The sequence below is a fragment of the Bacillus sp. FSL R12-0074 genome (assembly GCF_038005725.1).
GTDB lineage: Bacteria > Bacillota > Bacilli > Bacillales > Bacillaceae_G > Bacillus_A > Bacillus_A mycoides.
The window spans coordinates 792,579-818,235 of the sequence record NZ_JBBOTR010000001.1 but is presented as its reverse complement, the minus strand read 5'-3'; the positions used below and the strand labels follow the sequence as shown (position 1 = coordinate 818,235).

Sequence of the window (25,657 nt, the reverse complement as noted above, 5' to 3'; positions counted from 1 at the left end):
TGCTTTCAAAACAAAAAAATCAGAACTTTCCAACTATCTTTTTTAATATTTTTAAATTATAATAAATAATAGTAATCTATTCCAATTATCAGGGGGCCTACGCATATGAAAGCTGCAGTAAAACATAACATTTCAGATTTTAAAGAGTACTTAAAATCAAACGATATATACATGGAAGAAAATATAGATGAAAATGATGGTTCGGTACATTTTTCAGTAGGATTAGAAACAGAAGCTGGCGCAAAAATTCAACTTATCGCTGCTTTCCAAAGCGAACATCCTGCTGTGGATATATACTGCTTCAATGTTGCTCTTGTACCTGATTCAACATCAACAAATGATATTTTACATGTCATCAATGAATTAAACACATCTTATCGATTTGCAAAATTCACGCTAAACAAACAAAATGCAATTGATATTTCAACATCTCTTGCATTCTCAGAACCAAACTTTAATCCCGCACTTGTCTTTGAACATACGAGAATGCTATATAAACTGGCAAACGATGAATATAAGAACTTAATGAAAGTTATTTGGGCGTAAATAAAAAGATGGTGCTACAAGAGCACCATCTTTTTATTTCGATATCATATCAACCCACATCTTTATCGCAGTTCCTACAATTAAAGTAGACAATACGTATTGCAAAACTTTTTGATTCACTCTCTTCCCTACTCTCACTCCAAGAGGAGCGGCAAATAAACTTGCTATCGCAACGATAAGAGCCGGAATAACAACTATTTGTCCAGTAATCACTTTCCCAGTAGTAATTCCTATCGAGGAAATAAAAGTAATAGCGATAGATGTTGCTATTGTTGTACGTATCGGTAGTTTTAAAACAACTAGCATAATCGGTACTAAAAGAAATGCACCACCAGCCCCAATAATGCCGGAAACACTTCCTACAATAAAAGCTAGCAAACTAGCGAGCCACTTATTGTACGTAATTCCTTCTGTCCCCTTACGATTGCTTCGCTTCGGTATAAACATCATAATAGACGCAATAGTAGCTAGTACTGTGTAAACAACGTTTACAGCATGCTCATTTAATAGATTCGCACTAAAGCTACCTACAAAGCTTCCTATCAATATACTAGCTCCCATATACACAACTAAAGTTTTATCCATATCGTTACTTTTCCTATACGCCCACGCGCCTGCAAAAGTTGCAAAGAATACTTGAATCGCTGTAATACCGCTCACTTCATGTGATGTATATCCAGCAAATCCTAGCAATACCGGAATGTATAAGATCATCGGATAATTAATAATTGCACCACCAATTCCAACCATTCCTGATATAAACGATCCTATAAACCCAATTATAAAAAGTAATACGACTAAGCTCATCTTACATCCCCTCCCTTCTAAAAAGAAGGTGAATTAAATGAATAAGTTTACATTCCCATCCGAAGCATCTGCTAAATAAGCTCCTACTCCTGCAAACTCTACCCCATCCATAATCTCTTCCTCTTTTAACCCTAATAAATCTACTGTCATTTGACAAGCTACAAGTTTAATTCCCTGTTCTTTCGCCAAATCGATTAAATCTGGTAAAGGCATCGCATTATGTTTTTTCATAATACCTTTAATCATCTTTGGTCCCATACCGGCAAAATTCATTTTTGATAATCCCATCTTATCAGCGCCGCGCGGCATCATTTTTCCAAACACTTTCTCTATAAATGTTTTCTTTACTTTCACATGCTCATCTTTCCTAAGAGCATTTAAACCCCAGAAAGTATGAAAAATAGTCACTTCATGATCGTACGCCGCTGCACCATTTGCAATAATATAAGCAGCCATCGCTTTATCATAATCTCCGCTAAATAAAACGATTGTTGTTTTCTTCTGTTGTTCCATGTTTTTCTCCTCCTAATTACCTATAGGGGTATTTTATCATTTATAAAAAGGCTCAAATCATTTATCTCTGTACTATACGACTTTACCTTCCCACGCTAACATACCGCCTACCATATTGATTGCTTGAAAACCGTAGCTCTCTAAAAATTGAACTGCTCGTGCACTTCTTCCGCCAGAACGACAAACGATAATATACTCTTTCTTTTTATCCAACTCATGCATACGAAACTCTAATAGTCCTAGTGGAATATTACACGCTTCTGGAATTTTCCCTTCAGCTACTTCTTCTACTTCACGTACGTCCACAATATTTACTGCTTCTTTACGTAACAATTTTCCTTCTAATTCTTTTGCTTTCATTTCTTTCATTTTAAATTCCCTCCTCACAAACCATTCATACCGCCTGAAACATTGATAACGTGCTGAAATCCTAATTTTTTTAATACTTTTGCAGCCTGCTTACTTCTCATCCCGCTCTGGCAAATAACGATTACTTCCTTATTTTTATCTAACTGATTTGCTTTACTCGCTAACTCATTTAACGGGATATTTTGAAATCCTTTCATATGATTCCCTCTATACTCACCTACTGTACGAACATCGATAAATTGTTTATTCTTTTGCTCCATCATACGTTTTAATTCTTTCCCTGTAATATTTTTCACTCCTCTAACTGGTAAGAGGCGAGAAATAATAAACCACGATACAAGTACAATTAAGATTACATTCAATATTGTCTTTACATCCATAAAGCTATTTAAACTCCTTCTGTGCTTTTTTCCCGTCCAAATATATACTATAACTTTGAATATGGAACCCTTTCTTTCTTAAAAAACGAACGCTTAAATTCCGATCCACTTTATTATGAACAATAAGATGCAAAGGCTTATTTGGTATTTCATGATAATACCGTTTTAAATACGCATACGGTATACACATAATTCTAGAATTGTTATCACTGTGACTCTCTGTATAATTGCGTACATCTACAACAACACTTTCAATTTCCCTTACTTGTTCTAACGAAATATATGCAACGTTTAAAACCGGAATGTAACGTTTTACTAAACTTCCCAGCATCAATACTATTAGAGATATAACTATATAAGACATATATGATTATCCTCTTTACTTTCAATAATAAGCAGAGGATGTAATCTTCCACTTATTATTGAACTGCTATGCTTTCTTGATCCAGAACTTTAATTCACCAGCTTCTTCCGTGTGTTTTAACACTTCATGACCGCCTGTTTGTGACCATGCTGGAATATCTTTAATTGCACCTTTATCTGTTAAGTGTACTTCTAATACTTCTCCTGATTGTAATACTTCCATTGCCTTCTTTGTTTTTACAATTGGCATTGGACATGCTAATCCTTTTACATCTAATACTTCTTTCACTTTCATCTTATATGCCTCCTATTTTTATAATTAAGCTTTCTTAATCCAGAACTTTAATTCGCCGTCTTCTTCTGTATGCTTTAACACTTCATGACCGCTTGTTTGTGACCATGCTGGAATATCTTTAATCGCACCTTTATCTGTTAAGTGTACTTCTAACACTTCCCCTGATTGTAATGCTTCCATTGCCTTCTTCGTTCTTACAATCGGCATTGGACATGCTAATCCTTTCGCATCTAATACTTGTTTTACATTCATCATCTATTCCTCCATGTTTCATTTATTTTATTATTCATGAACTGCACAACGATTTGGACCAATCTCCATTTCACGCTCTTCATCTGCACTCGGATGAATTTTACCCATATTCGTTTGACGAATTTCTTCGTAAGCATTTGGCTGAGGTGGTAAATTCTCCGTTACAACTTTACGAAACTCTTCCTTATCCTCAATATTTAGCCCTGCATTATACACAAATAAATCTTTTAACTTTGCGCTCACAACACCATTTTCATCCATTTCACTTATTTTTGAATAATGAGCCGGTAACACAATTAAACTTTGAGATAGCTCTTTATATCGGCTATATAAAGTATTACGTAAATCACTTACCCAATCTTCAGCCTTTCCAGCAAGATCTGGACGCCCAATTGAATCCACAAATAAAATATCGCCTGATAATAAATACTCATCATCTACAATAAATGAAGTACTACCAATTGTATGTCCAGGCGAATAGATTGCCTCAATATCAATCTTTGTTTGTCCAACAGTAATTACAGCACCCTCTACAAGTGGCTCATAAGAAAATACAACTTCTTCCGCATCTTTCGGCGGTAACCAATACGTCCCGTTTACTTTCTCAGCTAGCTTACGACCTCCTGAAATATGATCCGCATGTAAGTGTGTATCCATTACATTTGTAATTACAGCACCTTGTTCTTTTGCAAATTCCTCATATGCCTCAACTGTTCGTACTGCATCAATAACAGCAGCTTGTCCTTTAGAAATGACCATATATGATAAGCAACCTTTTCCAAGACGGTTAAACTGATACATACTTCCGCCATCTTTTAAATCTCCAACCTTTATAGGCTTTACATATTCACTCCAAGCCTTCATACCACCAGATAAATAATAAATATTTTCTAATCCAGCCTCTGTTAATTGCTCTGCCACAAATATAGAAGACCCTTCTTTTGCACATACTACTAAAACATCTTTATCTTTAGGTAGTTCACTAACAATATGATCTACACCCTCTAATAAATCAAAGTACGGCACATTCATTGAAGTAACTTCTTTTCCTTCAATTTTCCAATCTTCATAATCCGCCTCATTACGAACATCTAAAATAAATAACTCTCCGAATAAAACTTTCTCTGCAACATCTTTTGCTTGTAACGGTTTAACATTCATCTTATTACCCCCATAGGTATGTTTTTGTTTAAAAAATTTTATTTTTCCACATTCCCTTGCCACTCTAACATGCCTGGAATGACATTTTTCACATTTGCATAACCTTTCTCTTTCAACATGTGGCAAGCTACATCACTACGGTTACCAGTTCGACAAACAACATAAATTTGCTTCGTCTGATCTAACGCTGCACTGCCCAGTTCGCCTAATGGAACTGAAATAGCCGATGGAATATGACCAAAAGCGAATTCCGCCGCTTCACGAACATCTAATATAATACACTCTTCACCACTTAATAATATCTCTTCCAATTCCGAATTCGTAATTGTATGAGGATATTTCACTATTTCATTCATTTCATGTTCATGTGCTTTTCTAACGTAATGCATCAATAAATCGCCTTCGTGTTTCGTACCGATATATTGATGACCTACTTTACTCGCCCAACTTTGTATATCTACAGTAGACCCTTTATCTGTTGCCTGAACTTCAATCACTTGCCCTGATGCGAGACTTTCCATCGCCTTCTTCGTCTTCACAATCGGCATCGGACAGGCCAAACCTTTACAATCTAAACTCATATCCACTTTTATACTCATAATCATTTCCTCCCTAATCATTATACATATACCCGTAGGGGTATGATAGAATGTTTTTGAAAATCTGTCAACACATACGTTTGACAGATTATCGGCTTTTTACAAGTAATTGAACAGCTTCTTTAATTAACTCTTCATTTGAGCCATTACCTGTCTCAAACTGCTCGCGCAAACATTGCTCTAAATTTGTTCCAACAACGAGTCCAATTGTACGATCAAGTGCAGAACGGGATGCAGTTAACTGTGTAATAACATCTCGGCAATCTTTTCCCTCTTCCATCATGCGAAGCACACCACGAACTTGACCTTCAATACGTTTCAATCTATTTTTCATATCTTGATTATATTCCATTCTATAATCACCTCATTACCATTATGTCACCATTTATAACTTATGACAATATATTATACCCTACAGGGTATTTTGTAAACCCTTATTTTTATTTTTCATCTTACATGTTCGCAAAACAAAAAGTGAAACCTTAATCCATGGGGGTTCATCCTCCACCAAATTTTGAAGTGAAAGATGAACAAATATCAATATACAATCCGGTCTGGTAATACTGTTCCGTATAATTTAAAGCCACCATCTACATTTTTTACCCTATATCCTTTTTCCATTAACATACGTGCTGCAACATATCCCCTCATACCAAGCTGACAAGTAATATATATTTCTTTATCTAATGGCACTTCATCCAAGCGATCACGTAATTCATCTAATGGAATATTAATAGAACCTTTGATCATTCCTTGCTTTAATTCATTAGGATCTCGAACATCAATCAGATATCCATCATTTTCAACAATACGATCAATTTCATGCCATTGTACTGTATCAACAAAACCATCTACTATATTACTTGCCGCATACCCTACCATGTTTACTGGATCTTTTGCGGAAGAATACGGTGGTGCATATGATAATTCTAAATCCGGTAAATCAATTACAGTTAAATTCGCCTTCATTGCCGTTGCAATAACATCGATACGCTTATCTACCCCGTCACGTCCTAAAGCCTGTGCCCCATAAATTTTTCCACTCTCTTTATTAAAAATTAATTTTATTAGTACTGGCGTAGCATTTGGATAGTATCCAGCATGAGAATTGGCCTGTACATGTACTACCTCATAGGGTATATTTAATCGTTTTAATATTTTTTCATTTACTCCAGTCGAAGCAACTGTTAAATCAAAAACTTTAGCCACTGAAGTTCCCATCGTACCTTTATATAAAGAATCCGTATGACCATGAATAATATCTGCTAACATGCGGCCTTGACGATTAGCCGGCCACGCTAAAGGAATCATTGTTTCTGTTTCTGTAACAAAATCTTTCACCTCAATCGCATCACCAATTGCATATATATGTTGGTCCGATGTTTGAAATTTCTCATTTACTTTTATCGTTCCTCTAACTCCTAGCTCTAATCCTGCATCCTTCGCTAAACTACTCTCTGGTTGTACACCAATTGCTAAAATAAGCATATCTGTCTTTATAATTGACCCACTCTTTAGACGTACAATACTCCCATTCTCCTCTAATGCATCTACACCGTCTTCAAAAATAAGCTCAACATTGTGCTTTTTCATATGCTCGTGTACATATGCCGCCATTTCATAATCAATCGGTGGCATCACTTGATTGGCCATCTCTACGAGAGTAACATCAATTCCTCGTTCTCTTAAGTTTTCAACCATTTCTACTCCAATAAATCCACCACCAATAACCGTCGCATGATGTGGTTTCTTCTCATCAATGTACGCTTTAATACGATCTGTATCAGGTACATTTCGTAACGTAAACAACGCCTTCGCTTCTTCAATACCCGGAATAGGTGGAACAATTGGTTTCGCCCCTGGTGAAAGAATTAAAACATCATATTCCTCGTTATATGTTTCATTTGTAGTTACATTCTTTATAATAATTGTTTTCTCTTCTTTATTAATTTTTACTACTTTACTCAATACACGTATATCTAAATTAAAGCGCTTTGACATCTTTTCAACTGTCTGCACTAATAGTTTTTGTCTTTCTGTAATTACACCGCCAATATAGTATGGTAATCCACAGTTTGCAAATGAAATATATTCACCGCGTTCAACCATAATAATTTCATCTTCTTCACTTAAGCGACGAAGCCTTGCAGCTACTGATGCTCCACCAGCAACTCCACCTACTACAACAATTTTTCTAGACATATTTTAAACCTCCATGTTGTTTATTATTTAATTTCTCCATGTATTACAAACAAAAAACTCATACCCGTATGGGTATATAATAAAATATACAAAAATCATTTTCAATATATATATCTTTTGTTCACAAATTCGAAACAAAAAAGAACCTAGATATCTCCAGGTTCCTTTCTGTATGATTAAATCCATGCCTAAAGGCGGCGTAGTATAGAGTAATACTTATTTTTGACGGCTGAATTCATTTACGAATGAAGTAATTTGTCATACTTCCTATAAACTCTTTGTAAAACTATAATCCATTTCTCCACCTAACGCTTCAGGTGTATCACCAGTTTCTCTAAAATCATGTGTATAAATTTGTTCAAATGAACCGAAATCTACTTGCTTATAAAATTCGAAACAAGGGAATCCATCATGTTCTCCTTGAATATCAATACTACCATCCTTTTTCACACATACAGTTAATAAATAGTCCACAGGAGGGGCATACATATTTAACGGATTACTAGCGCTTGCACTCATTTTGAATTGCACACCGTCAGAATTCCATGAAATATCCGTACACACAATATTTTTAGTACTCGCTTTTCCTGTTCTTTTATTCACAGAACCATCTGGATTTGTGACCTTCTCTGTCGTAATACCCGTGTTTGCATATGAAAACACTTCTTCTTTATAAAAGTCCACTACTACCTCTTGCTCAACTCTAGAGCGCATAGTATTTACCGCATGTGGTGTAAATTCACGTGAATCACCTTCGAATTGGATTACTTTTCCGGTTTGTACATCCTTCTGTGGTTCTGTCCAAGACATTGGAATAAATACACTGGCTCTAATTTTAACGATATTCGTCATAAGAAACACCCCTGTAATTCTAATTTTATATACTGCATACTATTGAATAAAATAGACCACAATTTCAATCCTAGAACCAATAGCTTTCTCTTTTACGTTTGCTACTTCCTTCTAAAAAATAGCGCTATATTTATATCTAGATTTTCGTTTTAAAGCTATATTCCATTTCTCCAGCTAGTGCTGCTGGGGTATCATCCGTTTTCCTGAAATCATGTGTATATATTAATTCAAATGAACCAAAGTCGATTTGTTTATAAAATTCATAGCAAGGAAAACCATCATGTAAACCTTCAACATGCACAGTACCACTTTCATTAACTCGTATAGTCAAAAAATAATCAGCTGCAGGTGCTGCCGCGTTTAACGGATTACTTGCACTTGCTCTCATTTCAAAGGAAACTTCATCTTCACTCCATACAATATTTGTACATGCAATGTTTTCTGTACTTGTTTCTCCTTTTTGATACTCAATTGAGCCATCTGGATTTGTAATTTTCACAGTAACGATACAAGCATCTGCATATGTGAAAATTTCTCTTTTATAAAAATCAACAACCACTTCTTGTTCTAATCTTGAACGCTTTGTGTTCACAGCGTATGGTGTAAATTCACGTGCATCTCCGGCATATTCAAACACTCTTCCCGTCGCAGGATCCTGAATAGGTTTCAGCAAAGCATACGGTGCAAATACACTCCCTCTAATTTTAACGATATTAACCATGTGAAACCTCCATAATTCATTGATTTTATTTAGATAAATCATTATTTGCTCTATCACTAACATATAGTCAATTTGATTGACTATATCCTATATAGTACAATAGGTTCCACCTATAGTCAACTTGATTGACTATAATCACGGAGGTTATATATATGGATCATCAAACACTTAACGAACTAGATCTTACATCACTTTTATCACTATCTTTCAGCACATTAATTACTGAACTACATGACAAATTAAGTGAATTAGGATTTGAAGATATTAGGCCAGCGCATGGTTTTATGTTCAAACGCATCCTTCCTAATGGAGCAACCGGTATAGAACTAGCTGAATATTTAGGGGTTTCAAAACAAGCCATAAGTAAAATGGTAGATTCTCTTGAGAACAGTGGTTATGTCACGCGCCAAACGCATCCTACTGATAAAAGAGGTAAAATTATTGTTTTAACCGAGCGTGGTTTAGCAGTAATGAAAGCAAAAGAAGAAATAGTAGCTGAAATAGAACAGCGATGGATTGAAAACATAGGTGCAGAACGAATGCAAATGCTTAAAGAGGATTTAACAACATTCGTTACTAAAGAAGATACAGGGAAATTATCATCAAACATACGACCTGTTTGGTAAATAACAATTACCTTAAATTAACCAAACTCCTATAAAAACGGATCTGTTTTGATTCAAAGTTAATTAAGACCTAATTTAAAAAAAGTAGTTAAAATCACTCCATGAAAACAAGGAGTGATTTTCAACAAAATGAATACCTTGCATTATTAGGTATTTGATGCTATAAATATATGCGGAGGTGACAGTCTTGGAAATTAATAAAGAAGTTTTGAAAGGTCATATTGATACAATAATCCTTTCCTTATTGCATGACAGGGACATGTATGGTTATGAATTAGCAAAATTAGTACGCGAAAAAAGTGAGGAGCAATTCGAATTAAAGGAAGGAACGTTATATCTTTCTTTAAAGCGACTTGAAAAAAATAAATGGATTGAATCTTATTGGGGAAGTGAACAAGGACCTGGCGGAAGAAGAAAATATTATAAAATTACTTCAATAGGTAAAGAGGGCTTTGAGGAAAAGCGTTTAGAATGGCAGTTTGTAAAGAAAATTATTGATTCGTTTTTAGAAGGAGGAAAAAAACTTGAAGGAAATTGATGTATTTATAGATTCTGTTTATCAAAATGTTGGTGGTAATAAAAAAGAGATACAAGAGTTAAAAGCAGAGATGAAAGGTCATTTGGTAGAAGCTGTTCACGAATTAAAAGCAGAAGGAAAGACTGAGCAAGAAGCGATTGAAATTGCTATCAACCGATTTGGCGGAGAAAAAGTAATGCGTGCTACTGTTAGTCAATTGTTTCAAGCACAAAAAACCTTTGCAAAATGGGTGCTTTATCTAGCAATAACGTTTCTAGTTCTTAGTTCAATTGTGTTTGGACTTATTAAGGTAACAGACAAAAAAATTGCAAAAGAAGAGTCAATTGTTCTTACAAAAACATCAAAAATCCTAGGCAACAAAGATATAATTTCTGAAGATATGAAAAATGAAATTTCCAAATTAGTAAACGATACAAACTACATTTCAAAAGTTGAAGTTTATAACGTAAAAGATGTTGAAAAACAGGCTGAAAGTTTCACATCTATATTTGACTATAAAGGGGAAGTAAAACCAAACTATCAATATAAAAGAACAACATGGGGTTCTAGATGGTTACCTGTTGATCTTATACATTCTGGAAAAACAGAGGCAGGATGGTATATCAATTTAGAATTCAAAGATGTCCGCAATTTTATGGATCTATTATTATTCGTAGGTATTGCAGTATATGCGGTTCTATTCACTATTTGGGCAACTATCAATGCGTATCATCAGAAACGATTCACCATTGGTTGGGTAATTTTATTTGCTTTATTTAATGTATTAGGATACTTTGCTTATTATTTTTCTCGCAAGAAAGAGTCTATAAATTAATTTAAAAAGTATATATTAATGAACTCCCCCAAATTTTGAGGGGAGTTCACCTTTCTTAGTATAAATGGAAAAATCGAGGTGAATGTTGTGAAAAATTTATATAGCGGGAATGGATTATTAATAATCTTAACGATTACTCTAATGATTACATGTATTATTTTTATGTATAATCCACTTGTTTTCTCAAATTTTATTACTTTTTAATCCTCTTCACTTCCCCTTAAATATAAAAATAGATTTCTTTAAATTTTGTTTTAAATATATGAGATAACATATTTTACGCATTATATAATTCCATAACTCTCTTCACAACCAATCCCGTCGTATTCTCCTCTGGCGGCATCAACAAGTTTGTAACCGTTCCATACACAATTGGGTTTAATTCCACTTCATATCCACCATATGCATACTCCTCTTTTATTGGTAAGTAACCAATATATCCATTCGTATAGCCACCAAAGAAAGCTAGGTCATTTTGAAGACTCTCTTTCACTTCTAACGCTGTTTCTGAAAAAGGTTCCATCGGTATACCCGAGAACATACCATCATTAATTTGAAACATTTGAATTTCTAAATCGATATTTAACTGCCGAATATTTTGCTTATATTTATTTAAAACGATAGTAAGCCATTCATCAGTATTCACGCCCCACTGCTTCTCAGCTAATTGAGCCATTCTTTCTATCTCTTCAATTTCAGGAATATCCTTCAATTTCATTTGCATCATCGTCGAAATAGTTCTTAGATTTACAATTGGTCTATATGTAACTGTTGGTAATATCGTTAACACATGTCCACTGATTACGTAAGCCATTTGTTTTAATGCTTCCTGTGAACCACGATACTTCGCATTCACATTTCCAGTGGCACCTTGAACAATAATAACAGGACAGTTTACTATTTTCTCCAGAATCTCTCGCGTCATTCCAGGATAATCTGCTGATAATACATCGCTATCCCCTTTTAAAACATTCGGATGAGCAGTACAAAATACAATGACCCCAGCTAACTCCTTTGACTCAGCATTTCTCATTGCTAAAACACCAATTCTTTTATCTACAATACCCTCTATATTTATGCCCATCTTTGCTTTTCCATCAGGTGTCCTCTCTCTTCGGTTTACTCCAATATCACCTGTCGTAACATCCCACCCAACTTCACATGACCGCATATTATTATTCGCAGTAATAGCACCCTGCACTACATTATTTAGTAAAATCGTTTTATACGACTTTATTAAAGGATGATCACCGACTGTTTCCGGACCAGAATGAGTATGTGTATAAACGACAGTTATTTGCTCAAATGGTACATGAAGCTCACTAGCTACTCGTTCACGAATAATATTCGTATCTTCTACTAACATTCCGATATTATCAATACTTATAAATACAGTCTTCACTTCATCTTTTTCAAATACAAAGATTGTCCCGTAAATGTGCTCTTCAATATTATTAATTCCTGTATCTCTATGGTATCCAATAAAATCAATACCTAAAGGCGGCGTAATATCCACCTGACATACCCCTACTTTGCTCATTTGAATCGCTCCATTTCTCTATGTAACTCCCTCTCTTCAAGAATAGCATATTTACCATTTTCAAAATAAAAAGAACGGACAAGAAATTCTATGTCCGTTCTTTTCATCACACATACTTCCGATGCACCATCTTCCCATCATAAGAAAACACAACGCCCTTACTTTCCACAATGGACTCCATATGCACCGTTCTACCCCATAACTGATGCAGATAAGGTAATACTTTTTCTAAGTATTTTAAATCTAACTCAATTCCTTCATAGCTATGTTTAATGTACAATTCCCCATTCTTTAAGTAGTCTCCATCTTCTACTACTAAGTACGGGAAACCTCCATTAGTACGCATATTTACGAGTTGATCACGCACATGCTCCCATTCTTTATCAATTACTTTATATTCTTTTCCTTGGCGCTGGAATAAGTACATATCCTCTCTCATTACAAGTTTTTTATTTAAATAGTTTCTTAGGAACGATACATCCCATTCAATTTCCCGTACTTCAAAGATTTTGTCACGACCAGAACCAGGTTTCACACCGCGTCGTTTCATTTCTTCTGTCGGGTTGTTATAGCGCTCTTCAATATCTTCGAACATTTTAATACCGAGGTAGTATGGATTAATACTTGTTTTTGATGGCTGTACGACACCTGCATTTAATTTCGCAAATTCAATTGCTTCACCAGATGTTAAGTCCATTTCACGAAGTATGCGTTGATGCCAGAAGGAAGCCCAACCTTCATTCATAATCTTCGTTTCAAGCTGTGGCCAGAAGTATAACATTTCTTCACGCATCATCGTTAATATGTCGCGCTGCCACTCTTCTAGCTCACGGCTATATTCTTCAATAAAGAGGAGTAAATCTTTTTCTGGCTGCGGTGGGATTTTCTTCTTTTTATGCATATTAGGTCGTTCTCTCTTTTTGTTTCGATCATCTAAATTCCATAAATCATCGTACTGTGATATCTTTTTCTTTTCTACATCCTCTTCTAAATCTTCAATACTCCATGCAAGTTTCGGACGCATAAGCGATGGATCAATATGTTCTTGAATGGCAAGTACGGCATCTAAAAATGTTTCTACCTCTTCTCTTCCATACTTATGTTCATACGCCTTCACACGATCTGCTGTCGCTGCCATACTCTCCACCATATCGCGTTTCGTATTAGAAAAACGAATATTATTTTTGAAGAAATCACAATGTGCTAAAACGTGCGCCACGATTAATTTATTTTGAATTAAAGAATTCGTATCTAATAAAAAGGCGTAACATGGATCAGAGTTAATAACGAGTTCATAAATTTTACTAAGTCCTAAATCGTATTGTAATTTCATTCTGAAAAATTGCTTTCCAAAACTCCAATGCGAAAACCTCGTCGGCATCCCATATGCACCAAATGTATAGATAATTTCCGCTGGACATACTTCATAGCGCATCGGATAAAAATCAAGACCAAATCCAGTCGCAATTTCCGTAATTTCAGCAATCGCATATTGTAGTGCTTTATCATCACTTGCTCTCATTATTTTCCCTCCTTACACTTTCCCTTAAGAAAGTGTATGATGAGGAACAAGCTTTCATGAGGATTGATTGCATAATAAAAAGACACCCTCTAAAAAAACGAGAATGCCTCTTTCTAATTAACCTTCAATGATCTCCATCTTCTCCGTAATCGGTGTACGAGCTTTTCCTTCTGGTGCTTTATCGAAATAGCCGATATGAAGAATTCCAATGATGCGTTGACCTCTTGTTAAACCAATTCCTTCTATAAATAGTGGATTGTAGTTTAATCCACCTGATTTCCAAACGCACCCTAAGCCGCGTTCCCAAGCAAGTAATTGGAAGTTTTGCATAAATGCACATGTTGCAGCGTAATCTTCGTCACGTTGAATTTGACGCGGATCTTCATTAATGTAAACAACGATTTGTGCAGGTGTGCTTAAGAAACGATCAGATAAAATCTTGCCGCGTTTCGCTCTTTCTTCTTCTGTGAAAGAGTTTAATACTGCATCTACTAATTTCTGACGGCCTTCTCCAATGTATAATTTACAATTCCATGGTTCACGGTGTTTATGATTCGGTGCCCATGTTGCGTCGTTTAATAGTTCAATTAATAGCTCTTTTTCTACTGCTTTATTTGTAAATGTACGAACAGAACGTCTTTCTTTAATAACGTTTGCGATGGAAGTATATGTAGTCATATTTTTCTCTCCCTTATTTTTATCTATATGTATAAATCCGTCATTGATATTGATTTTCAATTTCGATTATAACCTAGTTTTTCACTATTAATCAATGTTTTATGTTGGAAAACCATGAAAAACTTCTTTTTATACTGTGAATAAAAAAACTTAACTTGTTCACAAGTTTTTCACATTTTATGGAAATGATATGTGTAAGTTTTACACATTACCCATCTAGGAGGAGTTTATATGTACAAGAAAATCGCAGTAAGTATGACTATGGCAGCATTATTGTGCGGAATATCTGTCTTTCCTACTTCCGCTGCCACGCCAAAAGAAGTAACAATGCACCATCATAAGCCTATTTCAGAAGAAGAAATGCAGTCGCTCGAAAAACTCGGCTATAATAAACATGAAATTTGGAAAGCTGCCCACATTGCAAGAATAAGTAAAAAAGAAATTAAGGACGTTTTAGCTTACTATAAGCAAAATAAATCTTGGGAGAAAACAGCCGAGCATTTCGGTGTAGACCCAAGTAAATTGAAAAAGCATCATATGAATAAAGAAACGAAAAAAGCACTACTGCAAAAATTAGCAAATATGCAAAAGTCCACACCAGATGGACTGAAACAAAAAATGAAAGAATATAACATCGGCTTACGCCAACTTACCGTGTTAACAATCATCTCTCAAAAAAGTAATACCCCTCTTGACGATGTACTAAAAATGAAAAAAGATGGGATGGATATTAAACAAATTGCGGAAAAATTAAATGTTAAAAAAGAAGATATACGGGCAGAAATGATTAAATTAGTGAAGTCTATTAAAGAAAAGAAAACAAATTAGCCTGTCAAAAAAGAAGAGATATTCAATACTCTTCCTTTTCTTTATCCCTCTATTTCTGGGTAGTAAAACTCCCACCTCAAAATTCGGCTGGAGCAAAGAAGTTAGGTGGGAGTCGTGCTACCCGTAAAATCCCTATTATTAGCCTTCACTTTATGAACTTTCAATTTTCAAGTATAAATTCCCGTCTTTCCCAAAAACTAACACAAGTAAATGATGTGTGTAAGGGGTGAGGAAATGTTCCGTGTATCATCTAAAAAGAAGAAAAAAGCACTCTGTTCTATTCCAGAGTTTATCCACACTATGAAAGAATCCAGTGATTTCGTGTCTTATAACGTAGTAGACGATGGAACATTGTGTTTGTTTTATTATAAATCTACAGCCGAATCACTCCTCATTAATCGGTTCATTTTAACACCTATAAAAAGAGAATTAGATCACATTGAAAATATAAGTGATATAGCAAATATCGTAACACTCGAGGACATCATCACCAACCCTTCTATTGATGATATTCGTGAAAAATTATTAAGTGGGTATGTACTTATTCAGCTAAAAAATGATTCTCACTCAGCAGAATATGCACTTATTCGTGCTGAAAGTTCGGTTTTAGGTACACGGTTATATAACGATACAGAGAATGAATATAGTGTCATCGGTCCAAAAGTCGGCTTCGTTGAGAATATCGATACAAATATACACTTACTTCGGCGAAATATCGTAACAGAACAATTAGTTTTCAAAGAAGTTATAGTTGGTTCTATATCAAAAACAAAGGTCGTAGTTGCTTACATCGAAGGCATTACAAATGATCAGCACGTCAATACTGCAATGCAGCGCCTACAAGGCATTGACTTTGATGTTCCTTTCGATGCGACTATGATCGAACAATTTATTAGCGATAATAGTAACTCTCCCTTCCCTGTTTTACTACCTACAGAGCGCTTAGATCGTTCTGTTTATGCACTCATTAATGGTGGTGTTGTCATTTTAACAGATGGTTCACCATACGCATTAGCTGGACCGGCGACATTACTCGATTTCTTCGTATCTCCAGAAGATTATTATTTACCATGGATAGCAGGCTCATTTCTTAGATTGGTTCGTTTTTTCGGAGCAGCATTCTCTCTATTTTCATCAGCTATTTATACAGCTGTATTAACGTATCACTATCAAATGATTCCCGCAGATTTACTTGGACCAATTATTTATTCCCGAGCCAATGTACCATTTCCACCTGTTTTGGAGGCACTTTTTTTAGAAATTACAATCGAATTACTGCGCGAGGCTGGAGCTCGTTTACCGACTAAAGTTGGTCAAACGATTGGTATTGTTGGAGGGATTGTCATTGGCCAGGCATCTGTTGAGGCTGCTTTAACGAGTACTATTTTATTAATTGCGGTTGCGTTATCTGCACTTGCTTCTTTTACAACACCAACAGTAAAAATGTCTTCCACTATCCGGATATTACGATTTCCTCTCATCATTTTAGCTGGAGCATTTGGAGGTGTAGGGCTAATCGTCGGATTTGTATTCATATTAGCTCATTTAATTCGCTTAAAATCACTTGGATCACCTTATTTATTACCTTTATATCCATTTCGCGGGTTAGGTACAGCTGAGGGGCTCCTTCGTCTTCCATTTAGTCAAACTGCAGGACGGGCTTCTTTTCTAAGACCAAAGAAGAAATGGCGCTATGATCCAAACCAAGCGAAAGAAAAACGCGACGGTGAGGAAAAATGAAAAATATTTTATTACGCTTTTCCATCATCATTTTAATTTTTCTATCTGGCTGTACACAACCTAACATAGTAGATACACAGCGGATTATTCATGTGGGTGGATTCGATATAACGAAAGAGAAGAAATTTCGTGGGACGATTCTCTATCCAGATTACACAAAAGGAGTGCAATCAAAACCAGAAACTCAATCCACTACTGCTGGTACCATTGAAACAATCTCTTCACTTCTAAACGCAAAATCACCACATACGATTGCTGTAGGTCAAATGCGCGTTGTCCTATTTGGAAAATCATTCGGTGAACGTGGAATCGGAGATATTATTAACAACTTACAACGTGACCCTAACATTGGCCGAGATGTGCAGCTAGCGCTTGTAGACGGTTCAACAGAAGAATTACTTAAACATGTCAAAACAAATGGATCGCTATATCTATCTGATTTATTGGAGCAAAATATAGAAACGGAGACAATCCCTCGGATGGCTTTAAATATTTTTCTATATGATTTTTATTCATCTGGCCGTGATCCATTTCTTCCTTACATTCAAGTTGCAGAAGACAAGTCTGCTTCCATTAAAGGACTCGCTTTTTTAAAAAAGGATAAAGTAGCTATGTATACAGATAAAACAGGATCTTTTTTATTTAAATTACTCATTAATCCAACTAACAATGGACGTTACGAAGTTCCGATACGTCAAGGTAAACATAAAGGCTTAATCGCAACCCAAAACTTATCTGGAAATAGTGTTTGTTCCCTTTCCGACGCCGGTGACATTCCGAAAGTTCACATTCGACTGAAATTAAATGGACTTATAAAAAATGCCCCTGACTGGCTTGATTTATCAAAGAGCGAAAATGTAACTTACGTAAAAAAACATGTAGAAAAGACACTTGAAAAACATTTGAACGAATTAATAAAACAATTCCAAGAACAAGAAATCGATCCAATCGGTATTCGTGAAGAAATTCGTAGTCACTCAAGAAAATGGAGCATGAAACAAATTCAAGAAATGTATCCTAGCGTAGACGTTGCAGTTAATGTGAAAATTAATGTCGTACAATCTGGTATCGGAGAATAGTGAGGTGCTGTAATGGCTGGACAAGATAAAACACATACTGTTTCCCCTTATTTCACATTTCTTCTATTACACTCCCTTCAAATTGGAGTAGGTGTGTTAGGATACCAAAGGATTATTGCGCAATATGCCGGTTATGATTCTTGGATTTCTCTTATTGTTGCGGGCATTGCAACTCATATCGTGCTATTTTGCATGCTTAAAATGTTAGAAAAAGATAATGATTTAATGAATATTCATACGACATGTTTCGGAAAGTGGATTGGAACATTTTTGTCCGTATGCTTTGCTGCATACCTTCTATTATTTTGCCTTACTGTCCTTCGTACATATATTGAAGTCATTCAAGTTTGGGTTTTCCCTACAATTAAACCGTGGAAATTAACTTTATTATTTTTACTTGTGACTTACTACATAATTAAAGGTGGTTTTCGCTCTGTAACAGGAATGTGTTTTTGGGGCGTCGTAATACCGATTTTCGTCCTATTTTTCTTAGTTTTCCCAATGAAATACGCGCATGTCCGTAACATTCTCCCAATTCTAACTCATTCACCTTTAGAAATTCTAACTGCAGCGAAATCATCTGCATTAGAATTTCTTGGATTTGAAGCAATTCTTGTTTTTTATCCATTTATAAAAAAAGAAAAATCATTAAATAAATGGGCGCACGGTGGTATTGCTTTTACAACAATTCTATACGTAATACTAGCCATTGTTTCCCTTATGTACTATAGCCAAGGACAACTACATCATACAATTTGGCCAACATTAACAATGCTAAAAATCATAAAGATTCCTTTTATCCAAAGGTTTGAGTACATCATTATTTTCATGTGGTATCTTATTATTTTACCTAATCTTTGTTTAACAATTTGGTCTTCTTGTTGCATTAGTAAAAGGTCTTTTCACGTACCATTTAAAATTACACTTCCATTTTTTATTGCAGCTATATTTATTTCATCCTTATTTTTCACAAACCGTGAGAGTATCAATACATTAAATACAATACTATCTCAAGCTGGTCTGTATATTGTCTACGTTTATGTACCAATTTTATTTCTATTCCATTCACTACGATGGCGCTTCAAAAATCAGTCGAAAAAATCTTCACCCGACACACCATGATATTTGATACAATTTGGTTAATACATTTGTAAAGGGGACAAGCGAATGAAAAAGTATGTATTTTCTTTACTTGTAGTACTAAGCTTAATCCTTGCTGGATGCGGGAGTACTGGTACAAATGAAAAAAAATCTTCTGAATCAAAAGAAGAACATGATCATGCCACGCACACTCAGCAAGCTGATATTCAAGAAAAGACAAAAGGAGTCGACACACTCCCTACCTTCCTAGACAAGCTTGATCCGCAAATGAAAGATATCTACACTGTCGCTGGACAAAATGCAGAGCTATTAGATTGGATTCCATGTTACTGCGGTTGCGGTGAGAGTGTAGGACATAAAAACAATAAAAACTGCTTTATTCGTGAAATTAAAAAGAATGGTGAAGTTGTTTGGGATTCCCACGCAACAACTTGTGTCAACTGCCTAGAAATCGCGGTTGAATCGGCTTCCATGAAACAAAAAGGAAAATCAACGCTCGAAATTCGTAACTATATCGACAATAAATACAAAGAAGGGTATGGCAAGCCAACACCTACGCCAATGCCAAAAGCATAAAAACGAGGAAATCCCTCGTTTTTCTCTTTTCATTCACCTTTTTTCTTAACAAATTCTTTCAAGTGTATTTCTCCTTACTTGTCACACACTATATATAACTCCTCGGTAAGGAGGGTACACAGTGCAAACATATAACGACTATGATAAAGCTCTCTATTACACGTATTGCTGTAATTGGGATAAATTACTCGTTCTCATGGTTCAAACGAACGATCAATTATTTTCTAAGCGTATTGAGCATTTTTTACACGCTTATCAATACAGTAAAGAACTACCAGAAGTTGATAAACAATTGCAGCTCCTATTTCAATATATTGACCACGCATCCCAAAAGTCACATGTAGAAGAAGTAGAGCAATTTCAAATGTAAAATATAGCGCTATTCTCTTTATGAGAATAGCGCTTTTTTAAAATGTTTATATCAATAAAAGTTTCTCCTTATAAAACTTTTATTGATAAACATATTTTTTCTTTCTTTTCCCTACTACTTCATACTATAATTTAGTATGTAACTATTATAAGTGAGGTATAAAATATGGGACGAGAAAAAAAGCAAGAATATGCTTTACTTACTGCATGGGGAGCTTCGTTTATTGCTACATTAGGAAGTCTATACTTTTCCGAAATTATGAAATTTGAGCCTTGTGTCCTTTGTTGGTATCAACGTATTTTTATGTATCCATTTGTTTTATGGCTCGGTATCGCTGTAGTAAAGAAAGACTATCGCATTGCAAGTTATTCTTTACCAATCGCAAGTATTGGTGCTTGTATTTCTTTATATCACTATGCAATTCAAAAAATCGCAGCATTTTCAGCTGCTGGGGCAGCTTGCGGCCGCGTACCTTGTACGGGAGAATACATAAACTGGTTCGGCTTTGTAACAATCCCGTTTTTAGCTCTTATTGGCTTTATCACAATCGCTATTTGCAGCTTTATTGTAATTAAAAACAAATAAGGAGATGAAAGAATGAAAAAAATGCTTATATTTGGTGGTATTATTATCGCCTTGTTTGCAGCAATTTTCGCTGTAACACAAATGGAAGAAAAAAATGCTTCAACAAGCCAAAAAATTGATAATGCTACTAGTCAATCAGATGGTCCTGACTACTACACAAACAAAATTTCTCTTTCAGATCTCCAAAAGAATTTAAAAGAGAAAAAAGAAGAAACAGTATACTTTTATCAAACATCTTGCGTTCATTGCCAAAAATTATCTCCTATCGTAGTACCAATGGCTAAAGACTTGAATGTTGATATGAAAGTTATGGATATTGAAAAATTAGATGCTCCTTGGGATGAATATAAAATTAAAGGAACTCCAACAATCATTCATTTTAAAGATGGTAAAGAAGTGAGCCGTATTAGCGGCGAACAACCGGAAGACAAATTAAAAGAGTGGCTTGAGCAAACGAAAAAATAATAAGAAAAGGAAACTCCTTCTATACATGAAATGGGCGTAAAATCCCCACACTAATGTATGAGGAGGGGGTTTTATGCCAGAAGTGAAATGCTCTGTTTCCAATTGTTCATTTTGGGGACAAGGTAACCTTTGTCAAGCAAGTGCAATCGTTGTTCAACCTGATGCACAAGAAGCAGGTCAAATTGAAAACAGTTCATATACAAACGCTACTTTAACAAACGAGACGCTTGAAAGTTCTGTAACAACGAGTGTAGAAACGTGTTGTCATACATTTAAACCGAAATATTAAACGTAAAAGCATACGATTGTCGTATGCTTTTTTACATTCCTCTCCAAACATCATGCATCATAAAAAAGTACAAAATAACGAGAAGGACCGTCCCGCATAAAGTAATGCGCCGATATACACTCTTCTCCCCTTCCCTCGCTTTAACAAATGCCCAAATAAATCCAACGAACAATATTAAATCAATATATGGAACATAAAAGGAGAAGACGAGTAACGCATATAAATACACGATAAATAAACAAGTCGTGATTAAGAAAATTTTAAATGCAAATTCACTTTTCATAATGTGACCGCCCCCCAGTCTGTACTGTATTATATTCAGCAAAACATAATAGTTGCTGTTTCAATTTTTTTATCTCACTATTTACAGGCGCTCGATTGGTATGAAATCATTAAAACCAACTAAACTTCATCACAAATAAGCTACCGCCTATACACGGTAGCTATTATGGAACATTATATTTCCTTTTATATATGTTACTTAAAATCGAATAAGGTAATTGCTCATAACGAATTTTTTCTCCCGTTACATCTACAATATACAAATTGTTTCCTATATAATAGGTTCCATCTTTTCGTTTTGAATACACTGTATATTTTTCATTTGGCAATACCGTTTTTACTTTCGTCAATTGTCCATTTGGTTCTTGCCAATATATATTTACACGATCTACTAACGTAAGCATTCCAATTTGTTCTTCTTCTACTTTACGACCATTCCAACTCACAACCCGATAACCAAGCTTATACGCTTCATATTCGGGACTCGTATGAAAACGAGAAATAATTACTTTCGTCTGTAATTGTACCCTGTCGTATAACCATTGTATGTCCCGATCGTGCATGCGAATACAACCATTCGACTCCCTGCTTCCAATCGTCCATTCCCGATTTGTTCCATGAATTGCATATTCCTTTTTATCTAGACCTAACCACCTCGTACCGAGAGGGTTATTCGGAGCACCCCCAGCTATTTTTTTACGATGGTATTCTTTATTTTTATATTTAGTTATAATACAAAAATTACCCTCAGGCGTCGGGGTCCTGTCTCTTCCTGTCGTTATCGGAAATGTCTTAGTATAGTTTCCATCTTCAAAAAAAGACAGCTGATTCGTCGTAAGGTTAACTAATATTAAATGATCTGTATTAGCAAAAACGCTAGCTGGCAGGCAGAAAAATAGGATTACGATAAACCATACTTTCTTCATCTAAATCCTCCCTAGCACTAACATCATAATAAAGTAAAACTTTACTCGTTGGGGGATTTTGTCCATCCCCACTGAGGATTAGCCTTCACCAATCGAGCATTTACGGACATTTATCTCCCACCTAACTTCCTTGTATTCACCGAATTGTTAGGTAGGAGTCTTACTGCCCGCAAATAGCGGGATAAATACAATTAACTTTACTTTGCTCTTATAAATGAAAACTATCCATTCACAATTACTCCACCATTTACATGCATCATCTGTCCCGTTACATATGCCGAATCACTAGACGCTAAATATACATATGCAGGCGCTAATTCATATGGCTGACCAGGCCTTTGCATAGGAACATTACTCCCAAACTGTGATACTTTTTTCTCATCAAAACTGGATGGAATAAGCGGTGTCCAAATTGGGCCTGGTGCAACACCATTTACACGAATTCCCTTTTGTACTAACGACTGAGATAGCGATCTTGTAAAAGCGACAATCGCTCCTTTCGTTGCAGAATAATCAATCAACGTTTCATTTCCTTCATACGCAACGATAGATGCCGTGTTTATAATTACATCCCCTTGCTTTAAATGAGAGAGGGCTGCTTTTGTAACATGAAAATAAGAAAAAATATTAATACGGAACGTTTTTTCTAACTGTTCCGCTGTAATATACTCTAGCCCTTGCTGTGGATATTGCTGTGCGACGTTATTCACAAGAACATTTAAACTCCCCAGCTGCCGGGCGGTCTCTTCCACAATATCTTTACAATGTTGCTCATTACTTAAATCCCCCGGCAGCAATACACAATTCACGCCTTCTTTCTCAACAAGTTGTTTCGTCTCATTCGCATCTTCGTCCTCATCTAAATAAGCAATCGCAATATTTGCTCCCTCTTTTGCAAAAGCGATGGACACTGCTCTCCCAATCCCACTATCTCCCCCTGTAATTAATACATTCTTTCCTTTTAACTTTTCGCTTCCTTTATAATTAGGATCTTCAAACTTTGGAAGAGGATTCATTAACGATTCAATACCAGGTTGTTTATTTTGATGTTGTGCTGGCATTGTTAAAAAGTTTTTTTGCTGCGGCATAACTTCCTTCAACTCCTTTCCCCTTATAATGCGCACAATAAAAAAAACTACTTACACATTAAAGAACCGCAATTCACACACAGTTTTACGATTAATATTCGAATTTACGACATAAAATATGAGTTGTTCTAAAGTTTTTATGCAAAACTATTGCAAAATAGTTAAAAAACGAATATTATATATAACTGTTGTGAAAATTATTCGTAAAAAGAAAGGATGTTTATATGTTTAACCTTTCAAAACATAAAACTTCTATTAAAACTGAAATTATGGCAGGTATTATTACCTTTTTAACAATGGCATATATCATTGTCGTAAACCCTGTCATCCTTGGGGATGCAGGTGTTCCGTTTGAACAAGCATTTACAGCTACAATTATCGCTGCTGTTGTCGGAACATTATTTATGGCGATCTTTACTAATTTACCAATCGCAATTGCACCAGGTATGGGATTAAATGCTTACTTCTCTTATTCTGTTGTAAAAGCCCATGAAGGCATGACTTTCGCAATTGCATTCTCTGCTGTATTCGTAGCAGGTATGATTTTAATTTTGTTATCATTCACATCTTTCCGTACGAAATTAATGGAAGTAATTCCTGAGAACTTAAAACATGCACTTACTGCTGGTATCGGTCTTTTTATTGCTTTTATCGGTTTGCGCTTAACGGGAATTGTTACAAAAAATGATGCAAACTTAGTTGGGCTTGGCGATCTTCACTCTGCTCCAGTTCTACTAGCATTAGCTGGCCTTGGAATTACAATTATCCTTATGTCTTTAAATATAAACGGGGCACTATTTATCGGAATGTTATTAACTGGTATTATCGCTTACTTCACAGGTCAATTAACATTCTCAAGCGGCGTTACATCAATGCCTGGATTACCAGAAGGAATTATCGTTTCAAATCCAATTACTGCTGTATCTGATGTAATTAACTACGGATTATACGGCGTTGTGTTCTCATTCTTCCTTGTTACACTATTTGATACAACAGGTACACTACTTGGCGTTGCACAACAAGGTGGATTTATGAAAGATGGAAAGCTTCCAAAAGCAGGACGAGCTCTTCTATCTGACTCATTCTCAGCAACAATTGGAGCTATGTTCGGAACAACACCATCAACAGCTTACATTGAATCATCTGCTGGTGTTGCAGCTGGTGGTCGTACTGGTTTAACAACTGTTACAGTAGCTGTTCTATTTGCATTAGCAGCATTCTTCGGACCGTTAGTGAGCGCTGTTTCTGGCGTTTCAGCTATTACAGCACCATCACTAATTATCGTTGGTAGTCTTATGATGGGCTCAGTTCGCCACATCGATTGGGATACATTCGATGAAGCATTCCCAGCATTTTTAGTAATCTTAAGCATGCCACTTACATCAAGTATCTCAACAGGTATTGCACTTGGATTTATTTCATACCCACTTATGAAAGTGGCAAAAGGACAATTCCGTGCTGTTCACCCACTTGTGTATTTATTCGGGATCTTGTTCGCTTATCAATTAGTTTTCTTACCACATTAAAATCCCTCGTTGTGAGGGATTTTT

At 35.4% G+C, this 25,657-nt stretch carries 33 protein-coding genes; 14 read left to right on the top strand and 19 right to left on the bottom strand.

Features of this window, described 5'->3' with window-relative positions:
• Positions 1–105 precede the first annotated feature (105 nt).
• The gene (locus NSS97_RS04215) at positions 106–546 is read left to right on the top strand and encodes a hypothetical protein (RefSeq protein WP_002029912.1); all 441 of its coding nucleotides are present in this window, start codon (positions 106–108) and stop codon (positions 544–546) included.
• A gap of 33 nt (positions 547–579) precedes the next feature.
• On the opposite strand, the gene NSS97_RS04210 is transcribed toward NSS97_RS04215, so the two are convergent.
• From NSS97_RS04210 to NSS97_RS04150, 13 genes are all read right to left on the bottom strand, one after another.
• On the bottom strand, positions 580–1,353 hold the full coding sequence (locus NSS97_RS04210; protein WP_341111670.1) for a sulfite exporter TauE/SafE family protein: 774 nt from the start codon (positions 1,351–1,353) through the stop codon (positions 580–582).
• 33 nt (positions 1,354–1,386) lie between these two features.
• Positions 1,387–1,866 carry a DsrE/DsrF/DrsH-like family protein gene (locus NSS97_RS04205; protein WP_044444628.1) on the bottom strand — a complete coding sequence of 160 codons (480 nt, stop codon included), beginning with the start codon at positions 1,864–1,866 and terminating at the stop codon, positions 1,387–1,389.
• Positions 1,867–1,938: 72 nt separating this feature from the next.
• Positions 1,939–2,235, bottom strand: a complete 297-nt coding sequence (locus tag NSS97_RS04200; protein WP_107887860.1) for a rhodanese-like domain-containing protein — start codon at positions 2,233–2,235, stop codon at positions 1,939–1,941.
• Between the two features lie 14 nt (positions 2,236–2,249).
• Entirely contained in the window at positions 2,250–2,615 is a 366-nt protein-coding gene (locus tag NSS97_RS04195; protein WP_107887859.1) for a rhodanese-like domain-containing protein, read from the bottom strand.
• A 4-nt stretch (positions 2,616–2,619) separates the two neighbouring features.
• Complete coding sequence (locus tag NSS97_RS04190) at positions 2,620–2,979, bottom strand: sulfurtransferase (RefSeq protein WP_107887858.1); 360 nt, start codon at positions 2,977–2,979, stop codon at positions 2,620–2,622.
• A 66-nt stretch (positions 2,980–3,045) separates the two neighbouring features.
• Positions 3,046–3,273 (bottom strand): sulfurtransferase TusA family protein, encoded by a 228-nt coding sequence (locus tag NSS97_RS04185; protein WP_002087463.1) that lies wholly within the window; start codon positions 3,271–3,273, stop codon positions 3,046–3,048.
• Between the two features lie 24 nt (positions 3,274–3,297).
• On the bottom strand, positions 3,298–3,528 hold the full coding sequence (locus NSS97_RS04180; RefSeq protein WP_002087464.1) for a sulfurtransferase TusA family protein: 231 nt from the start codon (positions 3,526–3,528) through the stop codon (positions 3,298–3,300).
• A 27-nt stretch (positions 3,529–3,555) separates the two neighbouring features.
• Positions 3,556–4,686 (bottom strand): MBL fold metallo-hydrolase, encoded by a 1,131-nt coding sequence (locus NSS97_RS04175; RefSeq protein ID WP_107887857.1) that lies wholly within the window; start codon positions 4,684–4,686, stop codon positions 3,556–3,558.
• A 38-nt stretch (positions 4,687–4,724) separates the two neighbouring features.
• On the bottom strand, positions 4,725–5,285 hold the full coding sequence (locus NSS97_RS04170) for a sulfurtransferase TusA family protein (protein ID WP_044444623.1): 561 nt from the start codon (positions 5,283–5,285) through the stop codon (positions 4,725–4,727).
• 88 nt (positions 5,286–5,373) lie between these two features.
• A complete protein-coding gene (locus NSS97_RS04165) occupies positions 5,374–5,637 on the bottom strand; it encodes a metal-sensitive transcriptional regulator (RefSeq protein ID WP_000456201.1) in 264 nt (87 codons plus the stop codon).
• Positions 5,638–5,822: 185 nt separating this feature from the next.
• Complete coding sequence (cdr, locus tag NSS97_RS04160; RefSeq protein ID WP_107887855.1) at positions 5,823–7,487, bottom strand: CoA-disulfide reductase; 1,665 nt, start codon at positions 7,485–7,487, stop codon at positions 5,823–5,825.
• Between the two features lie 267 nt (positions 7,488–7,754).
• On the bottom strand, positions 7,755–8,339 hold the full coding sequence (locus tag NSS97_RS04155; protein WP_107887854.1) for a DUF3238 domain-containing protein: 585 nt from the start codon (positions 8,337–8,339) through the stop codon (positions 7,755–7,757).
• A gap of 136 nt (positions 8,340–8,475) precedes the next feature.
• Positions 8,476–9,060, bottom strand: coding sequence for a DUF3238 domain-containing protein (locus tag NSS97_RS04150; protein ID WP_002140455.1), 585 nt, complete (start codon positions 9,058–9,060; stop codon positions 8,476–8,478).
• Positions 9,061–9,212: 152 nt separating this feature from the next.
• Between NSS97_RS04150 and NSS97_RS04145 the strand changes: the two genes are divergently transcribed.
• The 3 genes from NSS97_RS04145 (at position 9,213) to NSS97_RS04135 (ending at position 11,038) form a co-directional block, all read left to right on the top strand.
• Positions 9,213–9,686 carry a MarR family winged helix-turn-helix transcriptional regulator gene (locus NSS97_RS04145; protein ID WP_044444620.1) on the top strand — a complete coding sequence of 158 codons (474 nt, stop codon included), beginning with the start codon at positions 9,213–9,215 and terminating at the stop codon, positions 9,684–9,686.
• 187 nt (positions 9,687–9,873) lie between these two features.
• Entirely contained in the window at positions 9,874–10,224 is a 351-nt protein-coding gene (locus NSS97_RS04140; RefSeq protein WP_044444619.1) for a PadR family transcriptional regulator, read from the top strand.
• Positions 10,211–11,038, top strand: a complete 828-nt coding sequence (locus NSS97_RS04135; protein ID WP_044444618.1) for a permease prefix domain 1-containing protein — start codon at positions 10,211–10,213, stop codon at positions 11,036–11,038. The genes NSS97_RS04140 and NSS97_RS04135 overlap by 14 nt, the downstream gene beginning before the upstream one ends.
• Positions 11,039–11,315: 277 nt before the next feature.
• Here NSS97_RS04135 and NSS97_RS04130 read toward each other — a convergent pair whose 3' ends face one another.
• From NSS97_RS04130 to NSS97_RS04120, 3 genes are all read right to left on the bottom strand, one after another.
• Entirely contained in the window at positions 11,316–12,578 is a 1,263-nt protein-coding gene (locus tag NSS97_RS04130) for a neutral/alkaline non-lysosomal ceramidase N-terminal domain-containing protein (protein ID WP_044444617.1), read from the bottom strand.
• Positions 12,579–12,684: 106 nt separating this feature from the next.
• Positions 12,685–14,100 carry a stage V sporulation protein SpoVR gene (gene spoVR, locus NSS97_RS04125; RefSeq protein WP_044444616.1) on the bottom strand — a complete coding sequence of 472 codons (1,416 nt, stop codon included), beginning with the start codon at positions 14,098–14,100 and terminating at the stop codon, positions 12,685–12,687.
• Positions 14,101–14,217: 117 nt separating this feature from the next.
• Positions 14,218–14,778 carry a nitroreductase family protein gene (locus NSS97_RS04120; RefSeq protein WP_044444615.1) on the bottom strand — a complete coding sequence of 187 codons (561 nt, stop codon included), beginning with the start codon at positions 14,776–14,778 and terminating at the stop codon, positions 14,218–14,220.
• 231 nt (positions 14,779–15,009) lie between these two features.
• On the opposite strand from NSS97_RS04120, the gene NSS97_RS04115 reads away from it, so the two are divergent.
• The 9 genes from NSS97_RS04115 to NSS97_RS04075 all read left to right on the top strand — a co-directional run bounded on the left by NSS97_RS04115 (position 15,010) and on the right by NSS97_RS04075 (position 21,811).
• Entirely contained in the window at positions 15,010–15,606 is a 597-nt protein-coding gene (locus tag NSS97_RS04115; RefSeq protein ID WP_078176285.1) for a hypothetical protein, read from the top strand.
• A 234-nt stretch (positions 15,607–15,840) separates the two neighbouring features.
• On the top strand, positions 15,841–17,346 hold the full coding sequence (locus NSS97_RS04110; protein WP_044444613.1) for a spore germination protein: 1,506 nt from the start codon (positions 15,841–15,843) through the stop codon (positions 17,344–17,346).
• Positions 17,343–18,425, top strand: coding sequence for a spore germination protein GerYC (gene gerYC, locus NSS97_RS04105; RefSeq protein WP_044444612.1), 1,083 nt, complete (start codon positions 17,343–17,345; stop codon positions 18,423–18,425). The genes NSS97_RS04110 and gerYC overlap by 4 nt, the downstream gene beginning before the upstream one ends.
• Positions 18,426–18,437: 12 nt before the next feature.
• Positions 18,438–19,547, top strand: coding sequence for a GerAB/ArcD/ProY family transporter (locus NSS97_RS04100; RefSeq protein WP_044444611.1), 1,110 nt, complete (start codon positions 18,438–18,440; stop codon positions 19,545–19,547).
• 45 nt (positions 19,548–19,592) lie between these two features.
• Positions 19,593–20,102, top strand: a complete 510-nt coding sequence (locus NSS97_RS04095; RefSeq protein WP_044444610.1) for a PCYCGC motif-containing (lipo)protein — start codon at positions 19,593–19,595, stop codon at positions 20,100–20,102.
• A 121-nt stretch (positions 20,103–20,223) separates the two neighbouring features.
• Entirely contained in the window at positions 20,224–20,472 is a 249-nt protein-coding gene (locus NSS97_RS04090; protein WP_107887852.1) for a YhdB family protein, read from the top strand.
• A gap of 165 nt (positions 20,473–20,637) precedes the next feature.
• Positions 20,638–21,057, top strand: a complete 420-nt coding sequence (locus NSS97_RS04085) for a disulfide formation protein C (RefSeq protein ID WP_002140448.1) — start codon at positions 20,638–20,640, stop codon at positions 21,055–21,057.
• Positions 21,058–21,069: 12 nt separating this feature from the next.
• The gene (locus NSS97_RS04080; protein WP_002201704.1) at positions 21,070–21,522 is read left to right on the top strand and encodes a thioredoxin family protein; all 453 of its coding nucleotides are present in this window, start codon (positions 21,070–21,072) and stop codon (positions 21,520–21,522) included.
• 73 nt (positions 21,523–21,595) lie between these two features.
• On the top strand, positions 21,596–21,811 hold the full coding sequence (locus tag NSS97_RS04075; protein WP_002029883.1) for a DUF1540 domain-containing protein: 216 nt from the start codon (positions 21,596–21,598) through the stop codon (positions 21,809–21,811).
• Positions 21,812–21,842: 31 nt separating this feature from the next.
• Here NSS97_RS04075 and NSS97_RS04070 read toward each other — a convergent pair whose 3' ends face one another.
• The 3 genes from NSS97_RS04070 to NSS97_RS04060 all read right to left on the bottom strand — a co-directional run bounded on the left by NSS97_RS04070 (position 21,843) and on the right by NSS97_RS04060 (position 24,107).
• A complete protein-coding gene (locus NSS97_RS04070; protein ID WP_002029881.1) occupies positions 21,843–22,094 on the bottom strand; it encodes a hypothetical protein in 252 nt (83 codons plus the stop codon).
• A gap of 163 nt (positions 22,095–22,257) precedes the next feature.
• On the bottom strand, positions 22,258–23,019 hold the full coding sequence (locus NSS97_RS04065) for a L,D-transpeptidase family protein (protein WP_107887851.1): 762 nt from the start codon (positions 23,017–23,019) through the stop codon (positions 22,258–22,260).
• A gap of 221 nt (positions 23,020–23,240) precedes the next feature.
• The gene (locus tag NSS97_RS04060) at positions 23,241–24,107 is read right to left on the bottom strand and encodes an SDR family oxidoreductase (RefSeq protein ID WP_044444677.1); all 867 of its coding nucleotides are present in this window, start codon (positions 24,105–24,107) and stop codon (positions 23,241–23,243) included.
• Between the two features lie 224 nt (positions 24,108–24,331).
• Here NSS97_RS04060 and NSS97_RS04055 point away from each other — a divergent pair, with 224 nt between their 5' ends.
• Complete coding sequence (locus tag NSS97_RS04055) at positions 24,332–25,633, top strand: NCS2 family permease (RefSeq protein WP_002029878.1); 1,302 nt, start codon at positions 24,332–24,334, stop codon at positions 25,631–25,633.
• The last annotated feature ends 24 nt before the right edge of the window (positions 25,634–25,657 follow it).